15 protein-coding genes, 1 tRNA gene and 1 other RNA gene are annotated in these 16,049 nt (G+C 61.3%); 6 read left to right on the plus strand and 11 right to left on the minus strand.

The window, feature by feature from the left end; translation table 11 throughout:
- The 5 genes from LZA78_RS02960 to LZA78_RS02980 form a co-directional block, all read right to left on the minus strand.
- Positions 1-603 carry a DUF1788 domain-containing protein gene (locus LZA78_RS02960; protein WP_233675471.1) on the minus strand — a complete coding sequence of 201 codons (603 nt, stop codon included), beginning with the start codon at positions 601-603 and terminating at the stop codon, positions 1-3.
- On the minus strand, positions 600-1,220 hold the full coding sequence (locus LZA78_RS02965; protein ID WP_233675472.1) for a DUF1819 family protein: 621 nt from the start codon (positions 1,218-1,220) through the stop codon (positions 600-602). The genes LZA78_RS02960 and LZA78_RS02965 overlap by 4 nt, the downstream gene beginning before the upstream one ends.
- The gene (locus LZA78_RS02970) at positions 1,217-2,134 is read right to left on the minus strand and encodes a BrxR family transcriptional regulator (protein WP_255697137.1); all 918 of its coding nucleotides are present in this window, start codon (positions 2,132-2,134) and stop codon (positions 1,217-1,219) included. Before LZA78_RS02970 ends, LZA78_RS02965 begins: the two co-directional genes overlap by 4 nt.
- A 390-nt stretch (positions 2,135-2,524) precedes the next feature.
- Positions 2,525-3,793 carry a site-specific integrase gene (locus LZA78_RS02975; RefSeq protein ID WP_233675474.1) on the minus strand — a complete coding sequence of 423 codons (1,269 nt, stop codon included), beginning with the start codon at positions 3,791-3,793 and terminating at the stop codon, positions 2,525-2,527.
- A 165-nt stretch (positions 3,794-3,958) separates the two neighbouring features.
- Positions 3,959-4,048: transfer RNA gene (locus LZA78_RS02980), tRNA-Ser, on the minus strand.
- A gap of 136 nt (positions 4,049-4,184) precedes the next feature.
- On the opposite strand from LZA78_RS02980, the gene LZA78_RS02985 reads away from it, so the two are divergent.
- Positions 4,185-5,285: an AI-2E family transporter gene (locus tag LZA78_RS02985; protein ID WP_233675475.1), complete on the plus strand. Its 1,101-nt coding sequence runs from the start codon at positions 4,185-4,187 to the stop codon at positions 5,283-5,285.
- Positions 5,286-5,302: 17 nt separating this feature from the next.
- Here LZA78_RS02985 and LZA78_RS02990 read toward each other — a convergent pair whose 3' ends face one another.
- The 5 genes from LZA78_RS02990 to LZA78_RS03015 form a co-directional block, all read right to left on the minus strand.
- A complete protein-coding gene (locus LZA78_RS02990) occupies positions 5,303-7,798 on the minus strand; it encodes a DUF3772 domain-containing protein (RefSeq protein ID WP_233675476.1) in 2,496 nt (831 codons plus the stop codon).
- Complete coding sequence (locus LZA78_RS02995) at positions 7,795-8,826, minus strand: cysteine synthase A (RefSeq protein WP_233675477.1); 1,032 nt, start codon at positions 8,824-8,826, stop codon at positions 7,795-7,797. Before LZA78_RS02995 ends, LZA78_RS02990 begins: the two co-directional genes overlap by 4 nt.
- A gap of 100 nt (positions 8,827-8,926) precedes the next feature.
- Positions 8,927-10,099: an NUDIX domain-containing protein gene (locus LZA78_RS17820; protein ID WP_306798954.1), complete on the minus strand. Its 1,173-nt coding sequence runs from the start codon at positions 10,097-10,099 to the stop codon at positions 8,927-8,929.
- Positions 10,100-10,116: 17 nt separating this feature from the next.
- The gene (locus tag LZA78_RS03010; RefSeq protein ID WP_233675478.1) at positions 10,117-10,593 is read right to left on the minus strand and encodes a TrgA family protein; all 477 of its coding nucleotides are present in this window, start codon (positions 10,591-10,593) and stop codon (positions 10,117-10,119) included.
- Positions 10,594-10,668: 75 nt separating this feature from the next.
- Positions 10,669-12,081 (minus strand): cryptochrome/photolyase family protein, encoded by a 1,413-nt coding sequence (locus LZA78_RS03015; RefSeq protein WP_233675479.1) that lies wholly within the window; start codon positions 12,079-12,081, stop codon positions 10,669-10,671.
- Between the two features lie 66 nt (positions 12,082-12,147).
- Here LZA78_RS03015 and ssrA point away from each other — a divergent pair.
- From ssrA to fumC, 5 genes are all read left to right on the plus strand, one after another.
- Positions 12,148-12,502: a transfer-messenger RNA gene (gene ssrA / locus LZA78_RS03020) on the plus strand.
- A gap of 83 nt (positions 12,503-12,585) precedes the next feature.
- Positions 12,586-13,011 carry an ester cyclase gene (locus LZA78_RS03025; RefSeq protein WP_233675480.1) on the plus strand — a complete coding sequence of 142 codons (426 nt, stop codon included), beginning with the start codon at positions 12,586-12,588 and terminating at the stop codon, positions 13,009-13,011.
- Between the two features lie 90 nt (positions 13,012-13,101).
- Positions 13,102-13,548, plus strand: a complete 447-nt coding sequence (locus LZA78_RS03030) for an SspB family protein (protein ID WP_233675481.1) — start codon at positions 13,102-13,104, stop codon at positions 13,546-13,548.
- Positions 13,549-13,604: 56 nt separating this feature from the next.
- Positions 13,605-14,156 (plus strand): class I SAM-dependent methyltransferase, encoded by a 552-nt coding sequence (locus tag LZA78_RS03035; RefSeq protein WP_233675482.1) that lies wholly within the window; start codon positions 13,605-13,607, stop codon positions 14,154-14,156.
- A 94-nt stretch (positions 14,157-14,250) separates the two neighbouring features.
- On the plus strand, positions 14,251-15,645 hold the full coding sequence (gene fumC / locus LZA78_RS03040) for a class II fumarate hydratase (protein ID WP_218631304.1): 1,395 nt from the start codon (positions 14,251-14,253) through the stop codon (positions 15,643-15,645).
- 60 nt (positions 15,646-15,705) lie between these two features.
- Here fumC and LZA78_RS03045 read toward each other — a convergent pair whose 3' ends face one another.
- Positions 15,706-16,020 carry a hypothetical protein gene (locus tag LZA78_RS03045; protein ID WP_233675483.1) on the minus strand — a complete coding sequence of 105 codons (315 nt, stop codon included), beginning with the start codon at positions 16,018-16,020 and terminating at the stop codon, positions 15,706-15,708.
- Positions 16,021-16,049 lie beyond the last annotated feature (29 nt).

Here is a 16,049-nt window from a genome sequence, read left to right on the forward strand (position 1 = left end):
TCAAACCTCATAATTCAGAATATTGAACGCCCGGTAATACTTGTCGTCGTGCAGGCGCCCGAACAGATCGAGCGAAGCCCCCGTCGCGAGCGCGTGGGTATAGCTGCCGGGAAAGAACAGGACGGTCGGCTTGTCTTTGGCCGTGCTCTGCAGGTTGTTCAGCACGTTGTGCGACCGGATAAAGGGATAGACCTCGCCGACCCCTGATAAGAAGATGACGTCATGCGGTGTTGATTCGATAGCATCGCCGATCGTGGGGATCAGGTTTGCCTTGGGATCCAGTACGGACTGGAGAAGTTCGCGCAGCTCGTTCTTGTCGGTGTTACGTTCGATCTCGAGGATTTGCTCAAGGATGCCACGCTCTTTGAGAATGCCGAGTGACAGGTCGTAAAGGCTCAGGTCGAGAACCGCGATTCCGGCATGCGCGATCCGGGTCACCAAATCCTGTCGGTCCTCGCCCATCGACAGCCCTTCTTCTGCCGGGAACGGACATATGAAGAACGGCACCTCGTTGCCGAGCCCTTGCTTGGTCAGGAACCGCTGGCTCGTGACGACTTTGAAGAGGTGTTCGGACCGCTCTTTGCGGCTGCTCGGTCGGATCACGATGTACCTCCGTCGCGGGTCAATCCAGGCAGCAGGACTAGGTCTTGCGGGTGTTTCTCAGCCAGTATCGACTTGAGACGAGGAGAGATATAGGCGGACAGTATCCGATTATCGTTCGAGATGACATTTGCTTCGCGCATCATTCGGAAGAGTACTTGGCGCAGCTTCGCACGTGTCGTCGGGCTGATCCCTGCAAGTCCTTCGTCCCATTCAGCCTTCGCGGAAAACAGTACATCGAAGCTATCGAGCGGCAGGTCGAACTGGAACGACAGGAAACGCTCATGGATGACTTCGGTCGCGAACTCCCGGACAAAACGGTACGCTCGACAAGTCGCAAGCCAAAGCATGGCCTGCTGGTCCTGGCGGTCGGCATCTTCAACCAGAAACTCGAGTTCTGCCTCGTCTAGCGTTGAAATCCGGTTGACGATCTCACGAAGGGTGCGACGACGCGAGGCGGCCTTGGGCAATGAGGTAACGCCTTCCTCCAGCGCGCGGTGCAAGGTAACGTCCCATTCCTCTGTCGGGACATGAATCCGGGCCACTTCCACGCTTTCGTTCAAAAACAGGCCGCCAGTAGCAAACGACATCTTGTAGGGTTGATTATCCGAAAGCGTCATTGAGCCGCACTTCCACCACTAGGATAAATTTTGTCGCGGTTGAGAAGAACAATCTGTTGGTCCTGCGGGTTTCTAGCGTCAGGGTCAGTGTCGAGCCCAAGACGCCGAAGCGTGTAGTAGAGCAATGCTCGCCGGACCTCGATAGTCACCTTGCCGTTCCTCATGCCGTAGTCGAGAGCGATAGCATTCGCCTGTGCCTCTGAAAGATCGGGGTGAGGTCCAATTTCCAAGGAGACATTGGAACACCAATCACTGTCTGCAACTCCTGAAACTTCGCTATCTTGCACCCCACGCAGCTCGAGCATTCGTGAGAGGACGAAGTCCTTGAAGCATGCTTCGGTTAGGCAGAACGCGCGACTATGCCACCGGAACCCGTCGAACGCGATGGCGTGAGGAGCAATCCAGCGCCAGCGCGGCTCAGGGCTAGACAGGGACTGATATTTCACCTCGATCGCTTCAGATCGGCTAATAGCTCCGACCACCGAGCGGAGGATCACGGGATCGACGCCGCGCGTGGGCGATGGTGTGGAGCTGTAGGCGGGCAGATTCGTGATCCAACAATCGTCGCGGTCAAGGACACCATCGACTAGCGACCGAAGCTGAGAGAGATAGCGACCAGCATCTAGCTTCTCGAAAACCGGCCTGAAATCCAAGCCGCGAACATAAGTTCGCGCACTTTTGTCGTAAAATATGTTTCCTGGAGCCAAGGCAATGTAACGGCTCAAATCGGATGACGCCTGATTCACCGAAAGCCCAAACTGCTCCATCACATCGCTTCGGTTCACATGCCCATCCCAGAATAGGCGAAACTCTATGAACTCGAGTCTCTGCTCGACTCCCCATCTAAGTTCCGTCCCGCCGCGATCCACTACTCGTCCCCTGCCGTTACAGATACGCACAAAAAGTATGCACATCCATTTTTTGGGCCCACATCGCAAGCTATACTCACTGCGAGACTTACGCAATTCGTACATCTCAATCTTTGCTTGATCTCGTTTCACGTGACCTGCCCCCCGCGAGATCCATCAGTCTGATGTAGAGTCGGCTCATCCGCGAAGGAGCAGAAGAATGAAGAAAAGCCATTTCAACGAGGCGCAGACAGAAGGCATGATCTAGGAGCAGGAGCCTGGAATGCCGTCAGCACCGCGCCCGGTGCACTTGCCCAAAAAGAGCGACGCCACTACCAATCTCAAACCTGCAGACTCTCGTTATGAACGAGGGACCCAAGGGGGGCAGGTCAGAGCAGGTCAAGTGTACTATGGCAGCGTATAGGCAAAGCAGGTAATCCCCACGCGTCAGCTTGATCAAATTGCGATGCGATTTACGAGAGCCAGTAGCTGCGAGAGATCTGCACCTCTACCATATCGCTCGCGGTTTAGTCGGTGCCCGAACAAATCACGCCTGATCCTCTCATCAACCCCAGCCGCAAGCATTCTATCTTCAAAGCTATGCCTCAACCCGTAGAGCGAATGCTCTACAGTTTCGAGCAAATCATGCTCACGTAGGTATTTGTTTACTGTCGCAGACAACGAAGGACTATCGAAGTACCTCGGAAACCCATTTGTACAGAGACGCATCGCCTCCAAGCTCACGCCGGCAAGGGGGATCACTCTCTCTGAATAGACTGACTTAAGCTTACGCCCCTCGGGGCGGATCTCTATATATGGAACTTCCCCATCTAGATGGATGTGATGGGCCTTAAGGCCTGCGATCTCGCTCGGTCGGGCGCCGGTATTGACCATCGCGAGCACGATGCACCGAGCCTCCAAGTTGAGCCCATCGAGTGCGCCTGCTGCGAGTATCTTCTCTTTGATCCACTCCACAGAGAACGGGGGGCGCGTATTCTTCTTCCCTTCGTCTATCGTGAGCCCTTCTGTGCTGAACTTAAGCGTGATCGCTTTTGCACGCGCAACAGTCTTAACGATCGAACTCAGGTGGACGAGATCCTTATTGGCAGAGTTTGCGGATAGCCCTTCCTCCATGATCCTGTCCCACCACCAAGCACGAAAATCGTAAAGATCGGGCGTGGTGATCTCAGCAATATCCACATCACCATTTACACGGATGAAATTCTTGACGGCCTTCATCTTAGGGTTCTTCCAGCGCCGCACCTGATCTTCACTCTTCCCCGCCGCTTTAGGAGCAGCAATCTTCCAGTAGTGCTCAAGAGCACGCGAGACGGTAATCTTCGGCGGCTCCACACCACCAAGGAGCGCTTCCGCTTCAAGTGCGTCGATCTGCCCCCTTGAGTTCAGAACGCTCTCGACGCGATCGAGAATCTGATGAATCGGAAGCTTTGCGACCGTAGGCGCGGGCATATACTCGAACCCACGGCGCGCGGAGAGTTCCCTAGCCGCCGCCAGACGCTCCTCGTAATCGTCGACGTTGCCAGCGAGCTTCGCCTCCCAGGCTCCAATCATGTCTGCCCATACGGTAACGGCTTTTTGGCGCGCCAAGCTTTCAGAGTCGGTCTTCAAAGAAATCCAAACATGATCTCGATACTCGATCGGACCATACCTCTTCGGAACCCGCTTCCTTATGTAGTAAGTACCTGAGCGCCTGATCAACTTCATGGAACACCTTTGAGCCTATGGAATCGCAAGTCTATCAAGGAAATGTGCAGCAAAATGTGCAGCAAAATGTGCAGCAAAACAAGGACATCTCAGACCATATAGCCCAGCAGCATAAAAACAATACTGACTAAACAGCATGTTATGCGTCTTCAAGTGTGTGGATTATGGCGGACGGGAAGGGATTCGAACCCTCGAGACGGTTCCCCGCCTACACACTTTCCAGGCGTGCGCCTTCGACCACTCGGCCACCCGTCCGCCGGCGGGTTTATCCGTAAAGCGGGGCGGGATGCAAGGGGCATTCCGGCGGGCAGTGCTTGCCTCTATCGGGCAGCTTGCCTAACGTGGACTCAACCCACCCCAAGCACGAGAGTCTCGCAAAGGACAGATGTCGATGAAGGATGCACCACGGCTCGAAACCCCACCCGCGCCGGTATCCCGTAGACGCGAGCCGCGGCAATTGACCAATGTGCTGCTCGGGATCATCGCCTTTGCGCTTGTGCTGTTTCTGCTGGTGCAGGCGCGCTTCATCCTGATCTCCTTGGCCATCGCCATCATCCTGTTTTCATTGACATCCGAGGCGATCAACGCGATCGCGCGGCTGCATATCGGGCCGGTCCGGATTCCGAACTGGCTGGCCTCGCTGGTGGCGCTGGTGCTGATTGCATCGGGGCTTATGACGGCCTCGGCGGTCTTGCTGGCTCAGGCAAACGAGGTCGTCACGATGGTGTTGGCCTATGCCGGCCCCGCGCAGCGCGCCATTGCCGGGATGTTTGGCTGGATGGGCGCCGATGTCGAGGCGGCGGTACTGGACTCGATCCAGAAGATCGAAGTTGCGGGCTACCTGAGCACATTGGCCAGCCAGGCCTCGAACCTGCTTTCGGCGGCTATCCTGATCACGCTTTTCGTGGGTTTCCTCTTTGCCGAGCGGGTCTGGTTCCAGGCCAAGCTGGAAAGCCTGCTTGGCGATCAGGCGCGCGCGCATCACGTGTCAGACATGGTCGGCCGGATCATGCGTCGCGTGAACCACTACCTGCTCGTCAAGGCGATGGTCTCGGTCGTGACCAGCGCCATCGTCTACGGGATCTTCAAAGTCGGCGGCTTCGATCTTGCGCTTCCCGTCGCGGTGCTGACCTTCGCGCTCAACTTCATCCCCTCGATCGGGTCGATCATCGCCACCGGGATGGCGGGCCTTGCGGTTTACGTGCTGACACAGGACGCCGCCGAAGCCCTGAGCGTTTTCGTCATATGCGGTGTCGCGCAGTTCATTATCGGCAATGTCATCGACCCGATGCTCATGGGGCGCGCGCTGCGACTGTCCTCTTTCGGGATCATCATCTCTCTTGCCTTTTGGGGCGCAATCTGGGGCCTCCCGGGCATGTTCCTGGCGGTCCCGATCATGGTGGCGCTGATGATCATCTGCACCCAGTCGCCGACGCTGCGGCCGCTCGCCGTCATGCTCTCACGCGAGGGCCTGCCTGAATCCGAGGACTAACCGAAGAACCAAGCGGGTCAGCGGCCATCCCCGTCTTCGGCCCCGTCGTTGTCGGACAGGGTTGTGACCTCCTGCATGCCTTCCATTGGTGCGGGATTTACAGGCTTGGTGGGCGCGAGCGGCGCCGCGGGTTTGGTTGGCGTGGCACCCTGCGCCCCACGACCAAGCAACACCTCTGGGTTGCGCAGCCAGATATCACGCTGCGCGAAGGGGATCTCGATCCCCTCTGCGGCAAACCGTTCCGAAATCTGGTGATTGATCTCGGAGAGCACGCGGATCTTGAAGTTCACGTCCGACAGGATCGTGCGAATCTCGAAATTCAGGCTGTCGGCTCCGAAGCCGCTGAAGATCACGTAGGGCTCTGGCGACATCATCACCAGCGGCTGCGCCTGCGCGATCTCGAGCAATATCTCGGAGACGCGACGGGTATCGGCCCCATAGGCCACGCCCACCGGCACGATCAAACGGCCAGTCTTGTTCCCGCGCGTCCAGTTTGTCACCTGCCCCGAGACGAGATCGGCGTTGGGAATGATCACGTCGGTGCGGTCGAAGGTCTCGATGATCGTCGAGCGCACCGAGATCGCCTTTACGACACCCTGCTGCCCGCCAACCTCGATCCAGTCCCCTTCGGAGACCGGGCGCTCGATCAGCAGGATGATGCCGGAGACGAAGTTCGACACGATATTCTGCAGACCAAAACCGATACCGACCGAAAGCGCACCGGCAACAATGGCCAGCGAGCTGAGGTCGATCCCGGCCGTGGCGACGGCGGCCATCGCGGCAAGGAATATCCCGACATAACCCAGCCCCGAGACGATGGCGTTCTGGCCGCCCTTGTCGATGCTGGTCCTGGGCAGGATGCTGGTGCGCAGCGCGCGCTGCACAATCCGGGTGACGGCAAAACCGATTGAGAAGACGAGCGCGAAGGTGATGAAGACCGATGGCGAAATTCGAACGCCACCCAGATCGATCCCGCTACGGAACGCGACCCAGAGTTCGACCAGATCCTCAACGCGTGCCCCCCAGAAAAGGGCCAACACCGGCAGGGACAGCACTACGAGCATGAACCCCATGAGGACGGGAACAAGACTGTTGCGCCCGTCGCTTCCGCTGTCGGTGAGCACGACATAGAACTCGGCCAGGAACTTCTGAAGCACCAGGATCAAGCCGATCAACAGAAGCGTCTCGACCATGGGCCAGATCAGCGCATTGGCCGCATTGACATAGCCGATCGCTCCCAGCAGGGGCCCGACCACGCCAACCGCGAGCAGTAGGTTTCCGACGGCCCCGATGACCGAGTCGCGAAAGCTGCTCTCCGGAAGGGTCGCGGCCTCGTTCCTTACATGCGCGCGCAACAGCTGCCCCAAACGGAACAGCAGCGCGCCCGCGATGAGCAGGAGCGGAAAGGCAAGAACGGAAAGGCCCGCGTCGATCTGCGATGCAAGGGCGTTGACCGTATCGGAATCCCCTTGGGCCGAACGCATGGCATTCTCTGCCTTGGCAACGACCCAGTCTCCGAGAGGAGCCCAAATCGCCAGCACAAGCCCAAGGCTCAGCACGATTAGCCGCACCTCGGCGCGCCGCTCGTGAACAACGCGCAGTGGCGCCTCAAACTGGTCACCGGCGGGGAATACCCGACCAGCCAGCCAAGCGGCGAACAGGCCCATCAGCACGATCGACCCGATCACGCCCAACAACTCGTCCCAGAGATTGCCGGCCAGTCCAGATAGAGAAGCGGCCGCGATCAGCAGGGTAAAGCCCACCATGGGGACCAGAATCTGTCCGACCGAAACGAATTCTTCGATGACGTAACGCGCACGGATCGACGACTTGCCCAGCAGCCATGCGGACAGATTGCCCATCCAGCGCCGGCCCCGTGCCAGCAGCACGATTGCGACCAGCAGAAGGAGCGCAAGAAGCGGCGCGCTTTCCGTGAGGGTCGAGAACGATCCTTTGTCCGTAAAGGTCTTGACCGCCTCGTCATAAAGCTGCCCGCTGAGCGCAGTGACGATCTTGAGGCCCGCCGCCCAGTTCACCGGATTCAAAGGCGAGGGCGAGAGCCTGAGCAGCTTGTCGGTCGCGCGCTCGCGCAATTCATCGTCGATCGCGCGAATGATGCCATCCGCATGGGTCGCGGCCTCAACCGCCGCAAGTCCCGGTGCCTGCAACTTGGTCAGCGTATCGTTCAGTTCCGCGCGACGCTTTGAAATCGCAGGATCTTCACTTTCCCCTTCAGCAGGGGCAGGCCCAAGCGCCGCAATCTGATCGCGTACGGTCTTGATTTCAGAGGCATTCGCCCCCTGCACCGCCAGGAACTGCTTGCGCCAGTCAACCATCGCAACACGCAATGCGGTCAGGCGCTCATCGGTGACCGTCGCCTCTGCGACGATCTGCTGCGCCTCCTCGGACGCCTTGTCCCAGATCTTGTAATCGGGCGCCTTTACGTCCTGCGCGGCCAGCGGCAGCGCGACGAACATTGCCACAAGCCATATGCGCAGGAAGCGAAGGATCATCCCTCAAACACCTCCGGCACCTCACGCCCGGCTCCGTCGAGCCAGCTCGGAACCGGCAGGCTCTTGGCCTTGAGGAAGTCGGGGTTGAACAGCTTGGACTGGTAGCGCGTGCCGTAATCGCACAGCACGGTCACAATGGTGTTCCCCGGCCCCATTTCGCGCGCCATGCGGATCGCGCCCGCAACGTTGATCCCCGACGAGCCGCCAAGGCAGAGCCCCTCATCCGAGAGCAGGTCGAACACGATCGGCAGCGCCTCGGCATCGGGAACGTTGAAGCTCATGTCCGGGGTGAAGCCTTCGAGGTTCGCGGTGATGCGCCCCTGCCCGATCCCCTCGGTGATCGACGAACCCTCGGCCTTCAATTCGCCACTGGTGTAATAGCTGTGCAGCGCCGCGCCATCGGGGTCGGCCAGTGCGATCTTCACGCCCTTGGGCTGAAGCGCCATGCCGACGCCCGCGAAAGTGCCGCCCGAGCCGACCGAGCAGACGAAACCATCCACGTCGCCGCCGGTCTGATCCCAGATTTCGGGGCCGGTCGTTTCGATATGCGCCTGCCGGTTGGCCACGTTGTCGAACTGGTTGGCCCAGATCACGCCATTCGGGTCGGTCTTCGCGAGCTCCTCGGCCAGGCGGCCCGAGTAGCGCACGTAATTGTTCGGGTTCGAATAGGGCGCGGCTGGAACCTGCACCAGCTCGGCGCCAGCCAGACGCAGCATGTCCTTCTTTTCCTGGCTCTGCGTTTCGGGGATCACGATCACCGTGCGAAAGCCCATCGACGCGCCGACCAGCGCAAGGCCGATCCCGGTGTTGCCCGCAGTGCCCTCGACAATCGTGCCGCCGGGCTTGAGCTGCCCGCGCGCGATCGCATCGCGGATGATGAACAGCGCGGCGCGGTCCTTGACCGACTGGCCAGGGTTCATGAACTCGGCCTTGCCCAGAATCTCGCAGCCCGTCAGTTCCGAGGCTTTCTTGAGCCGGATCAGAGGCGTATTGCCAACGGCCCCGGCCAGATCCTTGCAAATCCGCATGATGTCTCCCCTCGTGCTCTGACGTCTGTCGCCCAGACTTAGGCCGCATCCGCGCCCGCCTCAAGCCCCCAAGCGGGAAGTCGCTTGGGGTTGGGGCGGCTTAGCCCTTGATCCCGGCCTCTGCGCGCAGGGCCGGACGCTGCCGCGCCAGCCAGAGCGCAAGCACAAGCAGCGGGCCGTTATCGGCCTCGCCGGTCTCGACCAGATGCATCAAGTCGTCGAACGAAATCAGGTGCGGGCGGATATCCTCGCCTTCGGCCTCGACCCCGCCGGGGCGCCCTGCCCCGTCAGGCAGATCGGCCAGCCCGAGATAGCAGTAGAGATACTCGCTCTTGGCCCCCGGCGAGGGGTAAAAGCTTGGCGCGGCGATCAGGCGGCTGAGCGTTATCCCCGCCTCCTCCCCCGCTTCGCGCAGCGCGGCCTGCTCCGGGGTTTCGGTCGGATCGACCCGACCTGCGATGGGTTCGATCAGCCATGGGTTCGTGTCGCCCCGCGCCATCGGGCCCACGCGGAACTGCTCGATCAGCAAAACGCGGTCGCGCACAGGGTCGTAGGGCAAGACCACCGATGCATCGCCCGAGACGAAGGCCGCGCGGTCGAGCGTCCGGCTCATGCCGCCTGCGAAAAGGCTGTGCTGGAGGTCATATTCCTCAATTGCGAAAAACCGAGCGTAGGCGGGGATGTGCCTGCTGATGACCAGATCATCTGCGGTCACGGATCGCCGCAGCGCGGCCGGTTTCGTCTGTCGCGCCCGCAGGCGGGACGCCGCGCGCACCAGCATCATCGGATAGCGCGCCAAGGCGCGTTCGGGCACGATATGGCCCATGCCCGCCATGAAATCCTGCGCGGCCTCGGTCGCGATGTCACCCCAGGTCGAGGCCCATGCCGCCTGATCCCACGCAGCACCCAGCTGCCAGCGGCCATCTGAAAGATAGACCAGCGCATCACATTCGGCGCCCGTCTCGTCTCTCACCGCGCGAATGACCGGGGCAAAGCCCGCCTCGTAGTAATCGAGGCGCTCGGCCTCGGCGGCAGTGACGCTTACCAGAACGCCGCGCGCGCGGCCTTCGCCTGCAACAAGGATCGGAAAGCCCAGATCATGCGCGCCGTCGCTGGCCATGTGAACGCGAAACCCTGAAAGAGTCGCGGGATGCATCCCGGGCTCTCGCCCCAGAACCGCACGCAAAAGCGGCACGTGACAGAGCGTGCCGTAGAAAAAATACTGGATTTCCAATTTACTGCCCGATGATCTTGCCCCGGCCTGCGCCGCCATTGGGGCGCTGCCGGCAATCAGGGCCAGCGACGCGCCGCGTATTCGGACATCATAGCGCTGACCATCCCGCCGATAAAGAGCAGCAGCATCACGTCAAGCCGCAGTAACGAGATCCCGATCGAGATCCCCTCGGCGATGACCCCAACAATCGCGTCGATGGGGCCGTCGTAGCGCATTCGCAGCGCCTTGGTCATCATTTGCTGCGTTCCAAGGAAAAACAGCACGTAAAGTCCAAGGTAGAAGGCCGCGCGACCGCCCAACCCGAAGACCTGAGGCCAGCCCTTGCCGCTGTGCATTCCCAGCACTCGCCAGCCGATGATCACCCCGCCCGAAATCGCGAAGGGCAGCAGACCAACGGTCCGCACCCCCGCAGGTAGCCAGTTAAGGACGGCAGACACAAACAGGAACGCCAAGGCGCTCATTCCCAGCACACCGACCAGCTTTGCCGCCGTCGGTAACTGCATTGTCGTGTTACGCACTACTACTCGTTGCATCTACGCGAATCCGAATTTGTCGCAAGATAAAGACAATCTGGGTTATCGCAGGGGAATGTGGCACAAATTTGGAGCTTACCCCCGTAATCCCTGATAGGCGGCAAGGGCACGGGCGCGCCCTTGATCCAAGGCCACCAGCCGTTCGGGATAGGCCGCATCGTGGGTTATCTGCCAACTCCGCGGAACGGCTGCGAAAAAGTCGCGCGCGGGTTCGGGCGGGCTGCGCTGCCCCTCGGCCAGAAAGCGGCTCCGATAGGCGCCGCTAGGGTCGTATTTTTCTGCCTGCCCCGCCGGGTTGAAGATACGAAAATAGGGCGCAGCGTCCGGCCCCGAGCCCGCGACCCATTGCCAACCCATCGCATTTGCGGCCGGATCCCAGTCGATCAGGCAGTCCTCGAACCAGCGCAAACCAACGCGCCAGTCGGTCAGCAGGTGCTTGGTCAGGTAGGAGGCCGCGATCATCCGCGCGCGGTTATGCATGGTGCCGGTGGTGAACATCTCGCGCATGGCGGCATCGACGAAGGGCTCTCCGGTCATACCCCGGCGCCAGGCCTCGGCATCCGCGTTGTCGCCGCGCCACGCAAACGCATCCCAGTCAGCGCGCCAGTTCGCGCGCGCCATCTCGGGGAAGTGGTAATAGAGATGCCAGGCGAATTCGCGCCAAACCAGTTCCTTGAGGAAGGTCTCGGCGCCGGGCGCGCCCTCGTGCAGGCGGCGCCAGGCGGCATGCCAGATCGTGCGGGGGCTGATCTCGCCCAGGCTCAGGTTCTCGGACAGGCCCGAGGTGCCGGGCTTCGCCGGAAAATCGCGATCCTGCGCATAGTCATCGAGGCGCTCATCCAGAAACTGCGCCAGCCGCTCCAAGGCGCGGGCCTCACCGACCTGTGCGTATTTGCCGACGATCTGCGCGCCACGGTTCATCGCGGCCCCCAGCTGCCAATCAGCCAACGACTCGCTGCGCGGCCAGTTGGAGGGCGTGTCCAGCCTCTCGACCGCCGGAAGGGAGGGCGCCAGGGCACGCCCCTGCACCGCGCGCCAGAACGGCGAATACACGCGATAGGGGCCGCCATCCTTGGTGGCCACCTCCCATGGCTCGAACAGCAGATGGCCGGGAAAGCTGCGCGCCACATGCCCCTCGGCGCGCAGGGCTGCCTTGATCGCACTGTCGCGCGCACGCGCTTCGGGGTCATAAAGGCGGGACCAATGGACCCCCTCGGCGCCGGTTTCGGCAATCACGCTGCGCAGCACCTCCAGTGCCTGACCGCGCCGCAGGATCAGCCGTGACCCGAGGCCTTCCAGCGAGCGGGCAAACGCCGCCAGCCCCTCCCCCAGGCGCCATTTCGGCGCGGCGCCAAGGTCCTCTGCCAGCGGGTCGAGGATGAACAGCGGTACAATCGGCCGACCCGCGGCAACGGCGGCCTGCAAGGCGGGGTGGTCGTGAAGGCGCAGATCGCGCCGAAACCAGATGATGAGCGGTGCTTTTTCCATGACGCCTCCTGCCCCCGCAACATATCCCGAGCCCAAGCCTTTTCCAGCCGCCGCATCGGATCGCTACGTCTTGCAGGCGGGCTGAGCCCTCCCTATATTGCCCTTGTTCGGGCTTGCCCGGGCTATGGACATAAACGCGCATGGAATAAGCGGATCGGACCCGGGGGCGGTACCCGGCGGCTCCACCAAACTTCCCTCGTTGGGGGCGAATGGGGCCGAAATAGGATCGACGAACGTCTAAAGATGTTTGCTTTGTCTCGGTGAGCTACCACCGTTATCGGTGCAAATTGTACAGTTGCCAACGACAACCGTGCTCCGGTCGCTCTTGCTGCGTAAGCAGTTCGGGTTACCGAAACTTAAGTCCTTACGCTTAGCCGCCTAAGGCGGGGCCCGCAGGAGCCTGGCAACAGAATCCTGCACCTTCCCCCTTCAGTGCTGGCGCGGGTTAACCCGTCCTCAACCTTCCTGCCGCAGGATCGGTCGAAACAGACCTGGAGGGTTTCGATGGACAAACTCGCTTTCTTGCAAGACTGGTTTCAGCGCGTCTGGATTGACGGCGATCTGGATGCCATCGGCGAATTCTTCACGCCCAACTCGCAGGCGGCCGGCGTGATGCAGGGCCTTGACCTGCGCCCCGAGGATTTCGAAGAGCTGATCCCCGCCCTGATGCGGATGATGTCGTCGCCCACGGTCACGATTCTGCGCCATCTGGAGACCGAGGACTGGCTTTGGGCGCTGCTGGTGGTGCACGCGAAAACGGCCGATACGCTCGCGCCGATCGAATTTACCGCGCAGGTCGCCATGCGCTTTGACGATGGTCGCATCGCCGAGGCGTTCAACCATTTCGACCTGCTCAGCTTCTTCGAGCAGCTTGGCGTCCTGCCGCCCGAAGCGATGGCGCTCTTCCTGTCGGGGGAGTCGCTGACCTAACATTTCCGGCCTTCCGATGGGAATAGCTCGGCCCCCCTTCCCTTGCGCGGCGAATCTCCTATGCTGAGCCAAACACCAAGGAAGGCCCGGATGACGCGCAGCATTGATTACGGCAACCTCATGCATCGCGCGATGCGCGGTCTGATTCAGGATGTCCTGACGGATATCGCCGAAAACGGGCTGCCCGGCGCGCATCACTTCTTCATCACCTTCAACACGCGCCACCCCGATGCCGAGTTGGCGGACTGGCTGCACGATCGCTACCCCGAAGAAATGACCATCGTCATCCAGCACTGGTTCGACAACCTCGAGGTCGATGACGAAGGCTTTGGCATCACGCTGAATTTCGGCAATGCGCCCGAGCCGCTCTACATTCCCTACGACGCGATCACCACTTTCGTGGACCCCTCTGTCGAATTCGGCCTGCGCTTTGAGACGCAGGAATATGACGACGAGGACGAAGAAGACGAAGAGCCCGAGCCGCCGCGCGAACGTGGCGATGCCGAGGTGGTAAGCCTCGACAAGTGGCGAAAATAGCGTAGTAATCCGCCCAAGGGTGACCCTGCGTCATCCATCAAAGGTGCGGTGCGAGTATGAACAATATTGCGCTTTTCCTTGGGCAGGCCATTCGCCGCCCGTCGCAGATCTCTGCAGTCGTTCCCTCGTCCCGGCGTCTTGCCCGCGCAATGGCGGGGTCACTGGGCCCCGATACTGGCCCGGTCGCGGAACTCGGCGCGGGAACCGGGAACATTACGCGCGAGATCCTGGCGCAGGGCGTTGCCCCCGCCGACCTGACGCTGTTCGAGCTGAACCCGGTCTTCTGCCACCGCCTCGCCGCGCAATTCCCCGGTGTCCGGATTGAAAACCGCCCGGCTCAGGACATGGCCGCCATCGGGGTCGAGAATCTCGGCGCCATCGTTTCCAGCCTGCCGCTGCTGTCGATGCCCGCGGGGCTGCAACACGCGATCTTGCGGGCCTGCCTGGCTGCGCTGGCCCCGCAAGGGCAGATCATCCAGTTCACCTACGGCCCGCGCCCGCCGCTTGACCCGCAGGTCCAGCACGATCTGGGGCTGGCCGTTCATCGCGGCCCGCAGGTCTTGCTGAACATGCCGCCCGCGCGGGTCTATTCCTACACGCGCCGTTAGGTCGGTATACCGCCGCATACTGATTGCAAAACGGCGTCAGGCACCTTATGACGCAGGGTGAAATTCATCGCAGCATTGGAACGGAGGCCCAGCCATGACCGCGACCCGCACCGAGACCGACAGCTTCGGCCCGCTCGAAGTCCCCGCCGACAAGTACTGGGGCGCCCAGACCCAACGCTCGATCATGAACTTCCCGATCGGCTGGGAGCGTCAGCCCGTTCCGATCATCCGCGCGCTTGGCGTGATCAAGAAGGCCTGCGCGCTGGTCAACAAGGCCCAGGGCGACATGACCGCCGAAATCGCCGATGCGATCGCCGCCGCCGCGACCGAGGTGATCGAGGGTAAGTTCGACGACAACTTCCCGCTGGTGGTCTGGCAGACCGGTTCGGGCACCCAGTCGAACATGAACGCCAACGAGGTGATCTCGAACCGCGCCATCGAGATGCTCGGCGGCGTCATGGCTTCGAAAAAGCCGGTTCACCCGAATGATCACTGCAACATGGGCCAGTCGTCGAACGACACTTTCCCGACCGCGATGCACGTCGCCATCGGCATGCAGGCGCGTGACGTGCTGCTGCCGGGCCTTGAAAAGCTGCACGCGGCCCTTGCCGCGAAAGCCGAGGAATTCAAGGACATCATCAAGATCGGCCGCACCCACACGCAGGATGCGACGCCGCTGACGCTCGGTCAGGAGTTCTCGGGCTACGCGAAACAGGTCGAGCGCGGGATCGAGCGCGTCAAGATGTGCCTTCCGCACATCTACGAACTGGCGCAGGGCGGCACCGCCGTCGGCACCGGCCTGAACACCCGCGTGGGTTGGGATACCCGCGTTGCCGCCCAGATCGCCGAGATCACCGGCCTCCCCTTCGTCACCGCGCCGAACAAGTTCGAGGCGCTGGCCGCCCATGACGCGATGGTCATGTTCTCGGGCGCGCTGAAGACCGTGGCCGCCTCGCTCTTCAAGATCGCCAACGACCTGCGCCTCTTGGGTTCGGGCCCGCGCTCGGGTCTGGGCGAACTGATCCTGCCGGAAAACGAACCCGGTTCGTCGATCATGCCGGGCAAGGTCAACCCGACCCAGGCCGAGGCGCTGACCATGGTCTGCGCCCATGTCATGGGCAACGATGCTGCTGTCGGTTTCGCCGGCTCGCAGGGCCATTTCGAGCTGAACGTCTACAACCCGATGATGTCCTACAACGTCCTCCAGTCGATGCAACTGCTGGGCGACTCGGCCAGCGCATTCACCGACAACATGGTCGTGGGCACCCAGGCGAACACCGCCCGCATCGACAAGCTGATGAAAGAGTCGCTGATGCTGGTCACCGCGCTTGCGCCGACCATCGGCTACGATGCCGCCACCAAGGTCGCCAAGACCGCGCACAAGAACGGCACCACGCTGAAGGAAGAGGCCATCGCGCTTGGCTATGTCGACGCGGAAACCTTCGACCGCATCGTGCGCCCCGAAGACATGATCGGCCCGAAAGGCTGATTACGCCTGACCTGTTTCGAAAGGGCGGCCCCCGGGCCGCCCTTTTTCGTTGCGCCCGCGTCACTCGACGACGCGTAGCACCTCCCAGTAGTTCGAACCCGAGACGACGTGCTCGCTCATCTTACGGCCCCAGTCTGCATGCATCTTGATCGAGCCGAGCTTGGCAAACATGCCGTCCAGCTCGGTCAGATCCTTCACGTGGATCTCGCTTTCGATCTCGGATTCGCAGGCCCCGACGGACCCCGTCAGGATCCGTTCCTGCGACACATCGAGCCCGGTCTGTGGTCCGACTTGCGCCTGCCACTCTTTCATCAGGTCGATGACGGTCTGTTTATAGCCAAACTTCGCCTTGATATGCCAACGCGCTATCATCATGAGAAGTCCCTCCCTGGATTGACTTGACC

Source organism: Rhodobacter flavimaris (assembly GCF_021378075.1).
Lineage (GTDB): Bacteria > Pseudomonadota > Alphaproteobacteria > Rhodobacterales > Rhodobacteraceae > Rhodobacter > Rhodobacter flavimaris.